A 17,127-nucleotide genomic window follows, 5' to 3' on the forward strand; every position below is an offset into this window, starting at 1 on the left:
TACCTCCTAGTTAAACCATGATTCGCGCGCTTTCATAATGAGTTGACCAGCTTTCTCAGCACCCAAACCTTCAATATCTTCGATATCGTCGGTCGCCTGATCTGCCAAATCGTCAACTGTTACCACACCACGAGCTGCTAGAGCTTGCGCGATCTCTGCTGTCATGCCTTCCATTGCAACAAGTTCTTCACTTGGCGCTTGTATATTCTCTTGCTGTTGTAATGCATCAGCAAGTGCAATTTCTTTCGCACGGCTTTGCAATAATTCAACCAGTTCAGCATCAAGTTCGATTTCATCAAACGTTTCTGCAGGGACATAAGCAATTTCTTCAAGCGAGGTGAAGCCCATTTCTACCAGTGCCATCGCCAAATCTTCCGCGATATCCAGACGTGTCACAAACATGTCCAGATATTGTTGCGCTTCGTTTTGTTGACGGGCGTAGTATTCCTCTTCCAGCATCATGTCCAGCTTGTAGCCAGTCAATTCCGATGCCAGGCGAACGTTCTGGCCTTGCGAACCAATCGCACGAGCCAATTGATCACTCGTTGCGAAAATGATATCTGCAGTACGGGCATCTTCATCGATGACAATACTCGATACATCTGCTGGTTCCAGTGCGCTTGCGATGTACTGGGCAGGATCGTCAGACCATACCACGACATCAATACGCTCACCGTTCAATTCTTGTTGAACAGCCTGGATACGTGTACCACGCATACCAATACATGCACCAACCGGATCAATACGGTGATCATTTGTTTTCACTGCAATTTTAGCACGCACACCCGGTTGACGGGCCGCTGCTTTAATTTCAATGATTTCTTCTGAAATCTCTGGGATCTCTTTCTTCATCAATGCAATCAGCATATCCGGCTTGGCACGTGACAACTGGAGTTGCGCACCACGACCTTCACGATTGACATTGAACAGAATCGCATTCATACGTTGCTTCGGACGAAGGATTTCTTTCGGAATCATTTCTTCACGTGCAAGATACGCTTCAGCATTGTCACCCAGGTCAATGATAAAGCCGTCTTTGGTTTGTTTTTTCACTTCACCATAGATCAGCTCGCCGACTTTAGATTCGTAAGCATCGGCCACTAGTGCGCGTTCTGCTTCACGGATCTTCTGTACAATCACTTGCTTGGCAATCTGTGCTGCAATACGACCGAAATCAATCGATTCCACTTCGAGTTCACGAATATCACCAATTGACCATTGTGCAGGATCAAGATCCGAAATCGCGTCCTGACACGCTGGCATTTCATGATCTTCGTCTGCTACCACTTCCCATTGACGGAAAGTACGGTAATCACCTGTCTTGCGATCGATTTCCACACGTAAACGTGCTTCTTCAGAGTGAGTTCCTTCGTAGAATTTTTTCTTCGTCGCAGCAACTAAAGCTTGCTCAAGCGCTTCGAAAATTGCTTCACGAGGTACACCCTTTTCGTTACTAACCGTTTCAACGACGGTCAGAATTTCACGTGCCATACGTCACCTATTCGTTAAATTTTTATTTATTCAATTAATCTTGGAAGACCAAATTTGCTTTATCGATATTGTGACTGTCGATCTCCAATACCTGTTGCTTTTCTACTTCAACTTGAATCATTTCATTGTCTAGGTCGACTGCAACCAGTTTGGCCTGGAATTTACGACGGTTATCTACCGCACTGATCAGACGTAATGCTACGGTATGACCAATATAGCCTGACATCTGTTCGAGCTGGAAGAATGGACGATCCCAGCCTGGAGAAGACACTTCAAGTGAATATTCACCCGCGATCGGATCATGAACATCCAGCATGGCGCCGACTTGCTGCGTAACACGCACACAATCCTGAACACCAATACCACGCCCCTGTTCCTCTTCACCGTCTTCATTTACTGCCGGCTCAGCGTTTGCATCGACCGGTTTGTCGATGTAGATACGTAATAACGAACGTTTGCCCTGTGGCAGGAACTCAATCCCCCAAAGGTTTACATTACAGGCTTCAACTGCTGGTGCAATCAAGTCCTGAAGTGCTTGAGTTTTATTTGATAGCTTCATTTACTCTCGTCATCTGGTGCGATTTTATGATCTATTTGACCACTACAAACCAATACAAACTATAGTAGTAGTGAAACATGGAGATTTGACCAAATAATGTCGACACTACACGATAGCCAATAAAAAAGGGCGTAAATCGCCCCAATTAAGCACAATAGCGATTTTTTTTCAAATCCCACTGTGCAAAAAGGCCCACCTTGTTGTGAGCCTCTTTTTAGAAACTTGGTAGCGGGAGCTGGATTTGAACCAACGACCTTCGGGTTATGAGCCCGACGAGCTACCAGACTGCTCCATCCCGCATCAACGTGCAAAAATTATATACAAAAGATGAGAGCTTTTCAATCAAAACCACATCATTCTGCATATTTGTCATCTGTCACTGAAAAATTGGTAGTGGGAGCCGGATGTAAACCAACAACCTTCGCCAGTTTATAGAGGGTTGAGCCCGACAGGCCATCAACTAGATCTATAAATAACGCTTACCAAACCATTTAAAATGGTAGCGGGAGCTGGATTTGAACCAACGACCTTCGGGTTATGAGCCCGACGAGCTACCAGACTGCTCCATCCCGCATCAGCGTACAAATAACATTTCAGTTTAAAATACTTAAACTGCTTTTAAAGTTTGCATCTTTAAAAGATTGGTAGCGGGAGCTGGATTTGAACCAACGACCTTCGGGTTATGAGCCCGACGAGCTACCAGACTGCTCCATCCCGCAACAACATGCAAATTAAATTTCTCAACTTAAAACCTGTTTAAGCTGCCTCTTGAAAGTTTGCGTCTTTTAAAAGGATTGATTGGTAGCGGGAGCTGGATTTGAACCAACGACCTTCGGGTTATGAGCCCGACGAGCTACCAGACTGCTCCATCCCGCATCAACAGAAGTTTTTTCAGCTGCATACACCAACTTAAATTTCTGGATTATAAGTTGGTGCGGAAGGGGGGACTTGAACCCCCACGCCCGAAAGCACTACCACCTCAAGGTAGCGTGTCTACCAATTCCACCACCACCGCAGCTGTGTCGCATTCTAGTCGCATCACTGCAAAAAAGAAAGGACTAATTAAAACTATTCGGTCGTTTCTGGTGCAGTTGGTGAAGTTTCATTCGATTGCACAGGCGTGGCCGGCGCAGATTGAACCGCACCCAAACTGTAGGCATTTGTGCTTTCTTTTTTGGCCAAAACAGCCAAAGTCAGACTGGTTATAAAAAATAGCGCCGTTAAAATGGCAGTCAAACGGGTCATGAAATTGCCTGAACCCGATGCCCCGAATACCGTCGCCGCACCACCGCCACCGAAAGAGGCACCAGCATCTGCACCTTTACCGTGCTGAACCAAAATCAAGACAATCATCAAAACAGCTAAGATAATATGTACTACCAGCACAAAAGTTTGCATGCTGAACTCCTAATTATTGTGTATTTGCAAATGCGTGAGCAATGTTATGGAACGACTCAGCATTGAGCGATGCACCACCGACCAGTGCCCCATTGATATCCGGGCAGGCTGCTAACTCTACTGCATTTTCTGGCTTGACACTACCACCATATAAAATCGCCATCGTCGCAGCATAGCCTGTGATCTGGCTCAAACCTTGACGGATTTGGGCATGCATCGCCTGCGCATCTTCAGGAGAAGCGGTTTTACCGGTTCCAATCGCCCAGATTGGCTCATAAGCAATCACGATATTTTTCCATTGTTCTGCTTCAACCACAGCAGCAATATCACAAATTTGTTGCAGCACCACCGCGTCCGCCTGACCAGCTTCACGTTGTTCCAGACTTTCACCAACACAGTAAATCACCGTTAACCCAGCATTTAATGCATTTTTGATTTTCGCATTCAAAACCTCAGCACTTTCCGCAAAAATTTCACGGCGCTCAGAATGACCCACCAGTACATAACCGATCTGGCTGTCTTGTAATAATTCAGCGCTGACTTCACCGGTATAGGCACCCGTTCCTGCAATACGTGAAACATCTTGCGCTACGGTGTAAACAGAACGAGATGCAGATGACAGTTCCGCCTGAATCTGGTTCAAGGCAATGGCAATCGGAGCCAAACCAATATGGCATTTATCTTCGGCAATCGGCGCAATGTCCAGTAAATGTTTCATATCGCGCACTAATGTTAATGCATCTGCCTGCACCGGATTCATTTTCCAGTTACCTATTACCCAAGGGGTAATCGTCGAAACCGACATAATTAACCTATTTCATTTACATATTTTGAATTGGGCACATTCTACACGGAATTGCAAAATTTAAAGAATAGTTTTCTTATCACTCCTTCTAGGTTTAGACTATTCAAAATGGTTATTTTTTGTTATCACTTAAAAAAATGGGGACTTCTTCTAACCAGTTCAAAGTTTTACTGGATATTAAGAAGATTGCAGCACTCTCGGCTATGGTATTTTTACGCAACAAACGTATAATTTTAATATAGCAATTAAAAAAATTTGATTTATAGGCATTTGAGCATGACAGCATTACAGGGGTCGCCAAGATTTACCGGATTTATTCGTCGTCTCGTCGAGGAAAGTATCATATCGGCTGAAGATATGCGCAGTGCTTTAGCCCATGCCAGACAAGAAAAAATTGATATTGTGGCTGAGCTGATTCATCAGCATCATATTTCCGCGACAGTGATTGCCGAGACCATTTCTGTGGAATTTGGCGAACCGCTGTTTGATATCAGTGCCTATGATCCTGCACAAATTTTGCGGGATGTAATTGATGAAAAGCTGATTACCAAGCATCGTATCCTGCCGATTTTTAAGAATTCTAGCATTTTATATATTGCCACCAGTAATCCGACCAATATCGAAGCGATTGATGCAGTCCGTTTTTCGACCAAGCTCAATATTGAAACCATTATTGTTGAACACAACAAACTTGAAAAACTGATCGAGCAGAATTTTACTGAAGAAAGTACTTTTGAGTTTGATGACGATTTTGATCTGGATGTAGATTTTGATTCATCTGACCCAAACAAGGAAGATGATGAAAAAGACAAAGGTGAAGAAGAAGCACCGATTGTCAAATATATCAACAAATTACTGATTGATGCAATTCGGATGGGTGCTTCGGATCTGCACTTTGAGCCCTATGAAAAAATCTACCGGGTGCGATACCGGGTCGATGGGGTACTGCGCCAAATTGCCACACCACCGCTGCAACTGGCAAACCGACTGTCTTCACGCTTAAAAGTCATGTCGCAAATGGACATTTCTGAAAAACGTGTTCCTCAGGATGGTCGTATCAAGCTGAAGCTCTCCAAAAACAAGGCGATTGATTTCCGTGTCAACTCATTGCCGACCCTGTTTGGTGAAAAACTGGTACTGCGTATTCTGGATCCATCCAGCGCCATGCTGGGGATTGATGCACTCGGTTATGAGCCGGAACAAAAAGAACTGTTTATGCAGGCTCTGGATAAACCGCAAGGCATGCTGCTGATTACCGGTCCGACCGGTTCGGGTAAAACCGTTTCACTGTATACCGGCCTGAATATCCTGAATCGGGAAGATACCAATATTTCAACGGCGGAAGATCCGGTCGAGATCAACCTGCAAGGGATTAACCAGGTCAACGTCAACAATAAAGTCGGCCTGACCTTCTCTGCCGCGCTGAAATCATTCTTGCGTCAAGATCCGGATATCGTAATGGTCGGTGAGATCCGGGATCTGGAAACCGCAGAAATTGCCATTAAGGCCGCACAGACCGGTCATATGGTGATGTCAACGCTGCATACTAACAGTGCGCCCGAGACATTGACCCGTTTACGCAATATGGGGGTGCCTTCTTTTAATATTGCCACATCAGTGAATCTGGTTATTGCTCAACGACTGGCACGCCGTTTATGTCCACAATGCAAAAAACCTGCCGATATTCCACAGCAGAGTTTATTGGAAATGGGTTTTACCGAAGCTGATCTTCAGCAGCCAGACTTCCAGATCTATGAGCCGGTTGGTTGTAATGAGTGTCGCGAAGGCTATAAGGGTCGTGTGGGTGTTTATGAAGTGATGAAAGTAACGCCTGAAATTTCCAGAATTATTATGGAAGATGGCAATGCGCTTGAAATTGCCGCTGCTTCCGCACGTGCAGGTTTTAACAATTTACGCCGGTCAGGTTTAATTAAGGTGATGCAGGGGGTGACTTCTTTACAGGAAGTCAATCGTGTCACCAGCGAATGACCGAGCGCTGATCTAAAATAAGGATAAAGGTATGGCAGCAGTAAAGAAAGGCCAGATGATGCCGATCTTCAGCTATGAAGGAATTGATCGAAAAGGGGTAAAGATCAAGGGGGAACTGCCGGCACGCAATATGGCGCTGGCTAAAGTGACGCTCAGAAAACAGGGTATCAGCATCAAGACCATTCGGGAAAAGAAAAAAAATATTCTCGAAGGCTTAATGAAAAAGCGTGTCAGCACCCTGGACATCACGATTTTTACCCGTCAGCTTGCAACCATGATGAAAGCCGGTGTACCACTGGTACAAGGCTTTGAAATTGTTGCAGAGGGTCTGGAAAATCCCGCGATGCGTGAAGTGGTACTGGGAATTAAAGGTGAAGTGGAAGGTGGTAATACCTTTGCTGGGGCACTGCGTAAATACCCGCAGTATTTTGACAAGCTATTCTGTTCGCTGGTCGAGTCAGGTGAACAGTCCGGTGCGCTGGAAACCATGCTGGATCGTGTCGCGATCTATAAAGAAAAAAGCGAACTGCTCAAGCAAAAAATCAAAAAAGCCATGAAGTATCCGGCCGCAGTAGTCGTAGTTGCGTTGATTGTGACCATTATTCTGATGGTGAAAGTGGTCCCGGTTTTCCAGGATTTATTCTCTTCATTTGGCGCGGATCTGCCGGCTTTTACCAAAATGGTGGTGAATATGTCGGAATGGATGCAAAAGTACTGGTTCCTGCTGATTATTGCCATTGGAGCTGTGATTACGGCTTTTCTGGAAGCCAAAAAACGTAGTAAAAAATTCCGCGATTTTCTGGATAAAGCTGCCTTGAAAGCGCCGATTTTTGGTGATCTGGTTTATAAAGCGATTATCGCACGTTATAGCCGTACCCTGGCCACCACCTTCGCAGCCGGTGTGCCTCTGATTGACGCACTGGAATCCACCGCGGGTGCCACCAATAACGTGGTCTATGAAGATGCCGTCATGAAAATCCGTGAAGATGTTGCCACTGGCCAGCAATTACAGTTTGCCATGCGCGTGACCAACAAATTCCCGTCTATGGCAGTGCAAATGGTCGCCATTGGTGAAGAATCAGGTGCACTGGATGCCATGCTGGACAAAGTCGCGACACATTATGAAAATGAAGTCGACAATGCTGTAGATGGCCTCACCTCTATGATGGAGCCGTTGATTATGGCAGTCTTGGGTGTACTCGTCGGTGGCCTGGTCATTGCCATGTACCTTCCAATCTTCCAAATGGGTTCTGTGGTTTAATGCAAGATCTTATTCAGTATTTCAGTCAAAACCCAACAGCGCTATATATCGCAGTTGGGCTTTTTAGTTTATGTATCGGTAGTTTCCTGAATGTAGTGATCTACCGGACCCCCAAGATGATGGAACAGGAATGGCGTCACGATTGCCAGCTGTTCCTGCATCCTGAACAGCCGATGATTGATGAAAGCAAATTAAGTTTAAGCAAACCGGCTTCCACTTGTCCCAAGTGTCATCAAACGATCCGCTGGTACCAGAATATTCCAGTCATCAGCTGGCTGCTCTTGCGTGGCAAGTGTGGCAACTGCCAGAATCCGATCAGTATCCGCTATCCATTTATTGAGCTTCTGACCGCGGCCTGTGCACTGATGGTTGTAGCAGTATTTGGTGCAACGCTGCAAATGCTGTTTGGCCTGATCCTGACCTATGTACTGATTGCACTAACCTTTATTGATTTTGACACTCAGCTATTACCCGACCGTTATACCCTGCCCCTTGCCGCGCTGGGTCTGGGCGTGAATAGTTATGCACTTTATACCTCACCCGGCTCTGCCATCTGGGGCTATATCATTGGTTTCCTGTGTCTGTGGGTGGTGTATTATGTATTTAAAATCGTTACCGGCAAGGAAGGTATGGGCTATGGCGATTTTAAACTGCTTGCCGCTCTGGGTGCCTGGATGGGACCTTTATTACTGCCTTTAATTGTACTGCTGTCCTCTCTGGTCGGTGCGATTATCGGGATTATCCTGCTGAAAGTCCGCAAGGAAAATCAGCCTTTTGCCTTTGGTCCCTATATCGCGATTGCCGGCTGGATTGCTTTTCTCTGGGGTGAGCAGATTATGAAAGTGTATTTAGGTCAATAAAGTGAAATTTATACTCGGATTAACCGGCGGGATTGGTAGTGGCAAGTCTGCTGCCAGTCAATGGTTTGAAGCACAAGGCATTGTCGTGGTCGATGCGGATGTGGTGGCACGTGAAGTGGTCGAGATTGGACAACCGGCACTGGCCCAGATTGAGCAGGCTTTTGGTGCATGGGTCTTGCTTGAAGACGGCTCACTGGATCGGCGTGGCTTGCGCGAGCATATTTTCCAGTCTCCCGAAGCACGCAAGACTTTGGAAAATATTACCCATCCGGCGATTCGCACCTCGATTATTCAACAGTTGCAGGCCGCACAAAGTCCCTATGCCATTCTGGTTTCACCACTACTGTTTGAAACCGATCAGCATCAACTGACTCAACATACTTTACTGATTGACGCCACCATCGAGCTGCAAATTGAACGTGCCTCACAACGTGACGGCCAGAATATCGAGCAAATTCGTAATATCATTGCCGTACAGATGTCCCGTGAAAACAAGCAGGCCATGGCTGATGATATCGTCCTGAATGATGGTCATCTGCAGCATCTGTATGCCCAGCTTCAACGATTACATGAAAAATATTTAAACATGGCAGCCGCTTGAAGTATAAAAAAAGCAGTCTTAGTGAGACTGCTTTTTTTGTTCTGCCATTTTTTGGGTCAGGCTATCCTGATGTTGCAGCCAGCGCCAGGGCTGTAAGGCACCAATTGCCATCCCCAGCAAGCCACAGACCATCGCCAGACTTAAAGGTTCATTTAATAGAGGCACAGCCAGAATCGCGGCAATAAAAGGTGCCAGATTGGTAATACTGCCTGCCTTAAATGCACCAAGACGTTTAATTGCCGCTACATAACTTAATGTGGCAATAATCACCACAAACACCCCATGAAAGATGGTCTGAAACAGCAGATGCTGTGGTTCAGGCACACTCAGGTTTTTCGGTAAAAACAGCAGATAAATGGGCAGATAGACCACTGCTGACCAGATCGCGACACCGCTCATTGCCTGCCATGCAGTTAACTGATATTTACGCAATAAGACCGTGAAAATTGCCCAAAGTATGGCGCTGATAAAAAACAGCCCATCCCCTACCCCAAAGGCCACTCCAGTTTCCTGATACATCAGCAGACTCATAATACACAGCACCACCACCATAATGATCAGGCTGGCCCAGGTGTGTTTATCAAAAGCCTGTCCCATCAGGAAAAAAGCCATGATTGCGGTACAGATCGGAATACAGCCATTCAAAAAAATTGCGGCATGCGCTGTAGGTGCATAATGAAAAGCACTATAGGCAAACAAGCAGTAAATCACTCCGCCAATCATGGCCAGAATGAAGGGTTCTTTTTTCAGTAAAAAAGCTGCCTCTTTGCGATAGAGCAAGATCGGCATCAGGATCAGGAAGGCCAGAGAAAAACGCAGGGCTACAATATCCCAGGCGCTGATCTGCCACAGTGCATTGAGACGGGCGGTTAAGGTAAAACCGCCCCAGATACACATGGTGATCAGTAAAAAAACATAACCTTGGGTTCGATCAGACCATGCCATCATCAATTACAGGTTACGCTGACGGCAAGCTTCGTACAGCGCCATGCCGGTCGCAACACTGACATTCAGGCTTTGCAGATTACCCGCCATCGGGATATACACCGTTTGATCACACTGGCTTTGCGTAATTGGACGCAGGCCGGTATCTTCAGCACCCATCACTACACACACGCCAGTACCGGTGAAATCAAATTCCTGAATCGGCAAAGCTTTTTCATCCAGCATGGTACCGACAACACGCACATTAAAGTCTTCTTTGATTTGACCCAAGGTACGTGCCAGGTTGGTCACCTGAATGAATTTGACTTTATCGGCACCACCGGCAGCCACTTTACGTGCAGTCGGAGTCAGGGTGGCAGAACGGTCACGTGGGGCAATTACGGCCTCGACGCCCATCGCAGCAGCCGTACGCACACATGCACCGAGGTTATGCGGATCGGTAATATGGTCAAGCGCCAACAACAAGGCCTGCGGATTTGCAGCCAATAAAGTTTCAAGATCTTTTTCATTCAAGACCGGATGGGCACGAACGGCTGCCACCACACCCTGATGAAAAGGTTGGCCGGCTAATTTTTCCAGTTTGTCACGACTGGCTTGCTGCACACTGATGCCAAACGGTTCAGCCAGCTCCAGTACACGTTTTAAACGCTGATCATCGCGTCCTTTGAGAGTGAATAATGTCAAGACACGTTCAGGCTCAAGCTCTAACAATGACTCCACTGAATGTACGCCATAAAAATATTCAGGTTTTGCCATGAACGACCTCTAAATTAAAGTTGTATATAAAAGAAAAATCCCGTAAAGCTGACTTCACAGGATTTCTATAGAAAGATTAGTTTAACCGATTCGCACTGAAATTTCTTGCCCGGTTTGCACTGATCTTGATCTGTACTTAACCTTCAAAATGGCAGACATAGTCCAGCACATCGTCGGTTTCGATTTTAAAACGGCTATTGCCAGGTACGTAGAAAGACTGGCCAGCACGGAACAGCTCGCTTTCTTCACTGTCTCCGATCTGTACACGACACTCGCCTGAAACAATTTCCATGCGCTCAGGAACATGCGTTTCAAAGGTCAAGGCATTTTCTGATGGTAAAATGACACCCAAGGTTTTTTTAGTACCATCTTCAAACTGAACAATATGGCTGATACATAAACCGCCGAAATATACATTAGATTTTTTAAGTACAGATACATGATCAAACTGAGCTGACATGCGATTTCTCCAGATAAAGCATTTTGTAATATTTTGATTGCTGTAGTTTAAATGTGCACCCTCAACTAATCAATCGAAGTTTGCCGGCATCGATAAAATATTCTATTTCGCCTGAATGCCTGATAAAGAAAGCATCGCTCGACTGCTGTCCGATCTGCCTGATGCCCTATTCAGCCAGCTAAATTTAACTCGCAGCTTAAGCTTTTATAATGTCAAAATCATGAAAACCTGTCATGAATCTGTCTAGTTTTAACTCAGCTTCTTTCGAAAATACAGTGAAATAAGCATATATGAATCGCTAAAATTTAAGATAGAATGAAATCGATTCGTCCTGATTTATAATCACAGCCGTGTTGTGATCCAAATCCAACAACAGGCTATTTCACTCAAACTTTTCGCAGCCCGGATGCGTTTATGCTGACACATTTAACTCTGATCAATTTTGCTTTAGCTGAACATCTTGCTATTGATATTGATAAAGGTTTTAACGTTTTAACCGGTGAAACCGGTGCAGGTAAATCCCTCTTGTTAGATGCCTTGTCTGCCTGTCTGGGTGAGCGAACTGATACCAATTATGTGCGTTATGGCGCTGAAAAAGCCGATGTGACTGCCAGTTTCAGCTATCAGGAACACAGTCCTGAAGCAGCCTGGTTAAAAGAGCATGAGCTGGATGATGAGTCGGGAGAAATTCATTTACGCCGGGTGATTTTTGCTACTGGCCGCAGCAAGGCCTGGATCAATGGACGACCGAGCAGCCTGTCTGAACTGAAAGAAATTGGGCGTTTGCTGGTACAACTCTATAGCCAGCACAGCCAGCAACAATTACTGGAACCGCCTTATCCGAAACACTGGCTGGACCGTTATCATAACTTTTATGCACCGGCACAGGCGGTACGCGATGCCTATAGTACCTGGCAGAAAAATATTCGCCAGCATCAGGCGGCACTGGATGCACAAGCCACCCGCAAACAGCGTATCGAAACCCTTGAGCTGCAACTGGAAGAACTGGAAGACATCGTTCAGACCGATTATCAGGAAATCGAACAGGAATTTGATCGGCTCTCGCATCATGAAGCCATCATGCAGGACTGTGTATATAGCCTGAACGTGCTGGATGAGGCTGAACAGAATATTACCCAGGAACTGGCATCGATTATGCGTCGGGTCGAATCACATGCGGGTCGTAGTGAACAGCTCTCCGGGATTTATAACTCCCTGCTCAATGCGCAAAGCGAACTTGAAGATGCTGCGGCAAATTTACGTCAGTTTATGGATCGGCAGAGTTTTGATCCGGAACGTATGGAAGAACTGAATTCAAGCTTAGAAGTTTTTCATCGTCTGGCGCGTAAATATCGTACCCAGCCGGAATTACTCAAAGCAGAATATGAAGCCTGGCAAAACGAATTGGCACAGCTACATCAACTGGAAGACCCGGAAATGCTGGCCGAACAGGTCGCCGTTTCTTATCAGGACTTTCTGGATAAAGCCCAACATCTGGATCAGATTCGCCGTAAAGCCGCAGGCCCCCTGGCCAAGCAGCTGACCGAACAGGTTAAACAGCTGGCCCTGCCTGAAGCCCATTTCGAGTTCAAGTTTGAAGCTTTGGAACAACCATCTAGTGAAGGGCTCAGCTTTATTCAACTGTTGTTTACTGCCAATAAAGGTATTCCGGCACAGCCTTTGGCACGCGTGGCATCAGGTGGTGAACTGTCGCGTATTGCACTGGTAATGCAAGTCATGAATGCAGAAAAAACCGAAGCCGAAGTACTGGTCTTTGATGAAATTGATGTCGGGATCAGTGGTGGTACGGCAGAAATTGTCGGGCGTTTACTGGCCGGCTTGGCACAACATGTACAGATTCTGTGTATTACGCATCAGGCACAAGTCGCAGCACAATCCGACCAGCATTTACTGGCGAAAAAGCAGCAGACTGACCCTGCCAGCAGTACCATTTTGAGTCTGCAAGAAGATGCACGTATTGATGAACTCGCTCGCATGACCGGGGGAGTGGAAATCAGTGAAACGACTTTACAACATGCGCGTCAGTTACGTCAGTTGAAATTTCAGCAGGTGTGACCACCATATTCAAAAAAATCCCTGAATATATTCAGGGATTTTTTTTGATCTTGAGCATGGGATTCAGATTTGAATCATCGAGCTGGAATTACCATTTTACCGGTTGATCGCTCGAACCTGGCGTCATTTCATAGCCTGGTGACAAATCATAGGACTGACGGGTCTGCGACTGCGCAGGCTGTAATTTCAGGCCTTGCAAGATTTCCGGATTCAAGCCCTGAGCAATTTTATCTGCCGTGCTGTCATTTAAACTGTTACTCAAAATATTCTGAGTCATTAAATTGGACAAGCTACGATTAAACGTACCTGCCGCAACCACCTTACTGGTATTGGCTTCGATCACGCGCCAGGTCAAACGTACTTGTTCTGCACCGGCATTCAGGCCGTACATCTGCTGACCGTTATTTACTGACAGATCATTGATACGCCCGACCAGCAAATAGTCTGCGCCAACCTTCTGGCCAATACGTGCCAATTCCTGAGGTGCACCATCCCAATACAGGAAATCATTTTCAAACTGCATTTCATTGAGATAATGACGATCGACCACACTTAACTGTCCGGTCTGAGCCAGATAAGTACCGAGCACATCCGACAATTCCTGACTAAACTCACGTGCTGATGCATCACTGGCCAGCCGGTTATTTTTCTCAGCCATCTGAAAAGGCAGGACTGCAATCCGGCGCAAATGCTGATCTTGAACCGTCGATTCAAACTTCACCACATGTGCACGAACCTTGGCCCGGTAATTATTTTTTGCGCCCGTCACACTCAAGACCTGAAACTTGGTCACTGAGCCTGAACCCTGATTCGCCACACTAAAAACTGGCGAAACTTTACCGCTATAATTCCAGCCCTGATTATTTACAGATAATGAAACGGTTTCTTCATAGTTCATTTGTGAAGATACTGACGCGCCATTCACTGACTGGACTGCAATTAACAATGCTTCAGAAATTGCCTGATGTTGCGTTGGACCGCTACCGCTGGCTTCTTTCACTACTTCTTTGATGGCAGCAAAAGCCGGAGAGCTCAGCAGTCCGGACAACAGGCCTGCAAGTAATATTTTTTTCATATTGTATTCTTCTACAGCAACTACGCCCTAAGCGCAGTTGCCTCCATTTAAATTACAGACCAAAAGTCGAACGTTTTGCTGCTTTGCGAATTTCCTTCTCACCCGTCCACTCTACAATGCCGGTTTGCAAGTTTTGCAGTTTGAAAGTGAATTTGTAATACACATCACTTTTGCTGCCTGATTTCTTGACAATGCTCGACAAGTTACCATTCAGCATAAACTCGGCACCAATATGTCCACCGGTACGTACTGCAGTCGCCTGATTCACCATACCGCTCTGTTTTTGATAAGCCAGTTGCTGTGCAACCGCATTCACCGATTTCATATCGACAAAACGGAATTTTCCAGAGTTGATCAGCTTGTTCTGAATGCTATCGGTAATCGATTCAGTATCAATATGTTCCTGGGTTTTATTATGAATACGGTCAAGGACAATGACCGGACGGCGGGTCTGGGTCATTTGTACCACAGGTGGGAACATCAACATGTCATCTACCATTTTGGCTGCAATCATTTGCAGGTCAGTTGAACCGAAGTCTGTGGTTAAGGTCTCTACCGCTTGAGCATCCCCATAACTGACTGCGCCACCAGTGGTCGCACAACCCGTTACCAACGTTGACGTTGCCAATACAGCTAATATTAATTTTGCGTTCATCTTCAATCTCTCTTATTTTTTCAAATACACAACAATATCGACAGCAGACGGATTCGGAGCAAGTGACTGCACTCCTTTTGCTTCACGTCCGGTCAGTTGAATCGGTTTCCAGATCGCGCCTTCAGGATTTACTTCTGCACCTTGTGCATCTACCCAAACAATCTTGTAACTGAAATCCTTGTTATTAAAACGGCGGTTTTTAATCGCAATTGAGGCACGTTTCAAATCACCAGAAAAACTCATGTTCACACGTTCCACAAAGACTTCTGTGGTCAATACCGGGTTATTGGTAATGGTGCGGATACTGATTTCGTTGTTTGCACTGCTTTGTGTTGACAAGGCATTCGGTGCAGTACAACCCACCATCAACAATGCACTTAAACCAAGGATTGCAAAGCTAAATTGACGTTTCATAGCATTCTCTTATTGATTATTAACGTGGAATAGCACTGACACTGGCGGTAATCTTGTCATTCATATGATGAGCATAGACAAAGACCGTCTGGTTGGCTTTCACATCGAGGGTGACAGGCGAACTGGACAAACTTCCACTCGAAAGCTGCAAATTATGTTTGCCTGGACTTAGATTTAAACGGGCAATCTGGGCATTACTTGGCAAGGTGCTCCAACCACGCAAGTCAGCACGTTCTGTAGACATGTTTAAAACGTTACCTGCCAGCTGACCCAGCACACCAAACTGGTTACCGAGTTCTTTTTGTGCTGCATATTTGGCCGTGGCACGTACCACCTGACTGGTCAGATTCCCCAAGACTTTTTCTTTTAAATCTTTGACAGCCAAAGCACCAATATCACTAATCACATAACTATCCTGCACAGGCTTGTTATTAATTCTGACTTTTAAACTTTTCGGTGCGACATACGTACTTGGCTCATACGTGGCAAACGCCATATTGATCAAGCCGCCAGGTGTTGGAATATCAATTTTATTTTCAACTTTTTGCGGCACAATGCCTTGCTCGATAAATACAATCACCGGCACACTGCCCTGCTTTTGTTGTACCACCAGCTGGTTGAGACGCTTAACATCTTCTGCAATCTGTGCATCTGGCTGCAATTCATAGGCTTTTTTATAATCCACCAGAGCATCGTTATATTCGCCCAAGGTTTCCCATAAATTTGCCGCCATATAGAAAGCATAGGCATTTTGGTAGCTATTTTTAATCTTGCCGGCAATCGGGTCGAGGCCAACAAAAGCCTCATCAAGTGCAGTAAATGCAGAGTCATTCAAAGATTGTTTCGCAGCCTTATCTTTTTTCCGTTCCAGCTGTTTTTGATAAGACAACTCAATTTCACGCTGAATACCTTGTGCAATACGCATTTCAACTGCAGCAGCATCCAGGTCTTTTAAGAAAATATAGTTTTTTGCCTGGGAAATATGCGCCAGAACCTGCTCATGTGGTGGAACCAGATAAGGCACAATGGAATCATTACTCACCATGGCCAGTGCTTTAAAACCCACCCGGGAAACACTAATTTTGGCACGGTTTTTTTGTTTTTCTAATAAAGTGAAGGCCTGAGTATAATAATTACGGCTTTCTTCATATTGATGGTTAACTTGTAATAAACGTGCTTGCTCAAGCAAATATAAAACACCATCTTTTGAATTAGATTTATCTTTAAACTGGGTCATTAGATTTTCAGATAATGCCGCATTTAAATGACTTCTAAATACATTACCCTCTTCATTATAAGTACTAAATACTGCAGCTTGGGATACTACTGAAACTGAAAACAACGTAGTGATTAAAGTTCCTTTTATAAAATTATGCATAGTGACCCAAAATAAATTTTAAAAATTACCGCATCTTACAAATAAAGTATTAATGTTTCAATATGTAAATATTGTGTGTTTAGTGAACCTTTAAACTGAATTTGGTGTGATTTTATTACATAAAAAAACATATTATATAAATTAATTACAAATATTGATCGTTTTTTTATCTAAATAAATTACTTTTCCAGACTTAAAAAAACTGTAAAAAATAGCTTTCAAAACATAATAAAATTTAATGTATTTTAGTTTTAATTAAACTAAGAGGAGTTAATGGACAAAAATAGAGAATTTATCAAGAACAGCTATAGATTACATTAATAATCGAAATTTAATTTAAACCCTATTTGAGATCATAATTTAAAATCGTAATAGCAATTTATAGTCAACATTTCAGAGTATTA

16 protein-coding genes and 5 tRNA genes are annotated in these 17,127 nt (G+C 44.8%); 5 read left to right on the forward strand and 16 right to left on the reverse strand.

Translation table 11 applies throughout. The annotated features are described in order from the left end of the window. Positions 1–6: 6 nt before the first annotated feature. From nusA to tpiA, 9 genes are all read right to left on the reverse strand, one after another. Positions 7–1,491: a transcription termination factor NusA gene (gene nusA / locus AC3IT7_RS13565; protein WP_475654883.1), complete on the reverse strand. Its 1,485-nt coding sequence runs from the start codon at positions 1,489–1,491 to the stop codon at positions 7–9. A 34-nt stretch (positions 1,492–1,525) separates the two neighbouring features. After that, entirely contained in the window at positions 1,526–2,050 is a 525-nt protein-coding gene (gene rimP, locus AC3IT7_RS13570) for a ribosome maturation factor RimP (RefSeq protein WP_489248807.1), read from the reverse strand. Between the two features lie 223 nt (positions 2,051–2,273). After that, positions 2,274–2,350: transfer RNA gene (locus AC3IT7_RS13575), tRNA-Met, on the reverse strand. 197 nt (positions 2,351–2,547) lie between these two features. Next, a tRNA-Met gene (locus tag AC3IT7_RS13580) sits at positions 2,548–2,624 on the reverse strand. Between the two features lie 68 nt (positions 2,625–2,692). Further along, positions 2,693–2,769 (reverse strand) — tRNA-Met (locus AC3IT7_RS13585). An 80-nt stretch (positions 2,770–2,849) separates the two neighbouring features. After that, a tRNA-Met gene (locus tag AC3IT7_RS13590) sits at positions 2,850–2,926 on the reverse strand. A gap of 54 nt (positions 2,927–2,980) precedes the next feature. Continuing rightward, positions 2,981–3,065 (reverse strand) — tRNA-Leu (locus AC3IT7_RS13595). 53 nt (positions 3,066–3,118) lie between these two features. Next, complete coding sequence (secG, locus tag AC3IT7_RS13600; RefSeq protein ID WP_222110695.1) at positions 3,119–3,448, reverse strand: preprotein translocase subunit SecG; 330 nt, start codon at positions 3,446–3,448, stop codon at positions 3,119–3,121. Positions 3,449–3,461: 13 nt separating this feature from the next. Beyond that, on the reverse strand, positions 3,462–4,253 hold the full coding sequence (tpiA, locus tag AC3IT7_RS13605; protein WP_489248808.1) for a triose-phosphate isomerase: 792 nt from the start codon (positions 4,251–4,253) through the stop codon (positions 3,462–3,464). A 276-nt stretch (positions 4,254–4,529) separates the two neighbouring features. On the opposite strand from tpiA, the gene pilB reads away from it, so the two are divergent. From pilB to coaE, 4 genes are read left to right on the forward strand one after another with little or no spacing between them, the layout of a single operon-like run. After that, positions 4,530–6,242, forward strand: coding sequence for a type IV-A pilus assembly ATPase PilB (gene pilB, locus AC3IT7_RS13610; protein ID WP_489248809.1), 1,713 nt, complete (start codon positions 4,530–4,532; stop codon positions 6,240–6,242). 31 nt (positions 6,243–6,273) lie between these two features. Beyond that, positions 6,274–7,503, forward strand: a complete 1,230-nt coding sequence (locus AC3IT7_RS13615; protein ID WP_489248810.1) for a type II secretion system F family protein — start codon at positions 6,274–6,276, stop codon at positions 7,501–7,503. Then, a complete protein-coding gene (locus AC3IT7_RS13620; RefSeq protein ID WP_489248811.1) occupies positions 7,503–8,363 on the forward strand; it encodes a prepilin peptidase in 861 nt (286 codons plus the stop codon). Before AC3IT7_RS13615 ends, AC3IT7_RS13620 begins: the two co-directional genes overlap by 1 nt. Position 8,364: 1 nt before the next feature. Continuing rightward, positions 8,365–8,964, forward strand: a complete 600-nt coding sequence (coaE, locus tag AC3IT7_RS13625; protein WP_489248812.1) for a dephospho-CoA kinase — start codon at positions 8,365–8,367, stop codon at positions 8,962–8,964. Positions 8,965–8,982: 18 nt separating this feature from the next. Here coaE and AC3IT7_RS13630 read toward each other — a convergent pair whose 3' ends face one another. The 3 genes from AC3IT7_RS13630 to ppnP all read right to left on the reverse strand — a co-directional run bounded on the left by AC3IT7_RS13630 (position 8,983) and on the right by ppnP (position 11,125). Next, positions 8,983–9,912, reverse strand: coding sequence for a DMT family transporter (locus AC3IT7_RS13630; RefSeq protein WP_489248813.1), 930 nt, complete (start codon positions 9,910–9,912; stop codon positions 8,983–8,985). A gap of 3 nt (positions 9,913–9,915) precedes the next feature. Beyond that, on the reverse strand, positions 9,916–10,665 hold the full coding sequence (gene rlmB / locus AC3IT7_RS13635; protein WP_489248814.1) for a 23S rRNA (guanosine(2251)-2'-O)-methyltransferase RlmB: 750 nt from the start codon (positions 10,663–10,665) through the stop codon (positions 9,916–9,918). 136 nt (positions 10,666–10,801) lie between these two features. Then, positions 10,802–11,125 carry a pyrimidine/purine nucleoside phosphorylase gene (gene ppnP / locus AC3IT7_RS13640; RefSeq protein WP_004281089.1) on the reverse strand — a complete coding sequence of 108 codons (324 nt, stop codon included), beginning with the start codon at positions 11,123–11,125 and terminating at the stop codon, positions 10,802–10,804. Between the two features lie 414 nt (positions 11,126–11,539). On the opposite strand from ppnP, the gene recN reads away from it, so the two are divergent. Next, a complete protein-coding gene (gene recN, locus AC3IT7_RS13645; protein ID WP_489248815.1) occupies positions 11,540–13,201 on the forward strand; it encodes a DNA repair protein RecN in 1,662 nt (553 codons plus the stop codon). 88 nt (positions 13,202–13,289) lie between these two features. Here the strand turns inward: recN and AC3IT7_RS13650 are convergent, their stop codons facing one another. The 4 genes from AC3IT7_RS13650 to AC3IT7_RS13665 are packed head-to-tail and all read right to left on the reverse strand — an operon-like array spanning position 13,290 to position 16,723. Beyond that, a complete protein-coding gene (locus AC3IT7_RS13650) occupies positions 13,290–14,276 on the reverse strand; it encodes a CsgG/HfaB family protein (protein WP_489248816.1) in 987 nt (328 codons plus the stop codon). 52 nt (positions 14,277–14,328) lie between these two features. Continuing rightward, positions 14,329–14,931, reverse strand: coding sequence for a penicillin-binding protein activator LpoB (gene lpoB, locus AC3IT7_RS13655; RefSeq protein ID WP_489248817.1), 603 nt, complete (start codon positions 14,929–14,931; stop codon positions 14,329–14,331). A 12-nt stretch (positions 14,932–14,943) separates the two neighbouring features. Next, positions 14,944–15,345, reverse strand: a complete 402-nt coding sequence (locus AC3IT7_RS13660; RefSeq protein WP_244782699.1) for a YcfL family putative periplasmic lipoprotein — start codon at positions 15,343–15,345, stop codon at positions 14,944–14,946. A 19-nt stretch (positions 15,346–15,364) separates the two neighbouring features. Next, positions 15,365–16,723 (reverse strand): COG3014 family protein, encoded by a 1,359-nt coding sequence (locus AC3IT7_RS13665; protein ID WP_489248818.1) that lies wholly within the window; start codon positions 16,721–16,723, stop codon positions 15,365–15,367. Between the last annotated feature and the right edge of the window lie 404 nt (positions 16,724–17,127).

The sequence above is a fragment of the Acinetobacter sp. KH_038 genome (genome assembly GCF_057839405.1).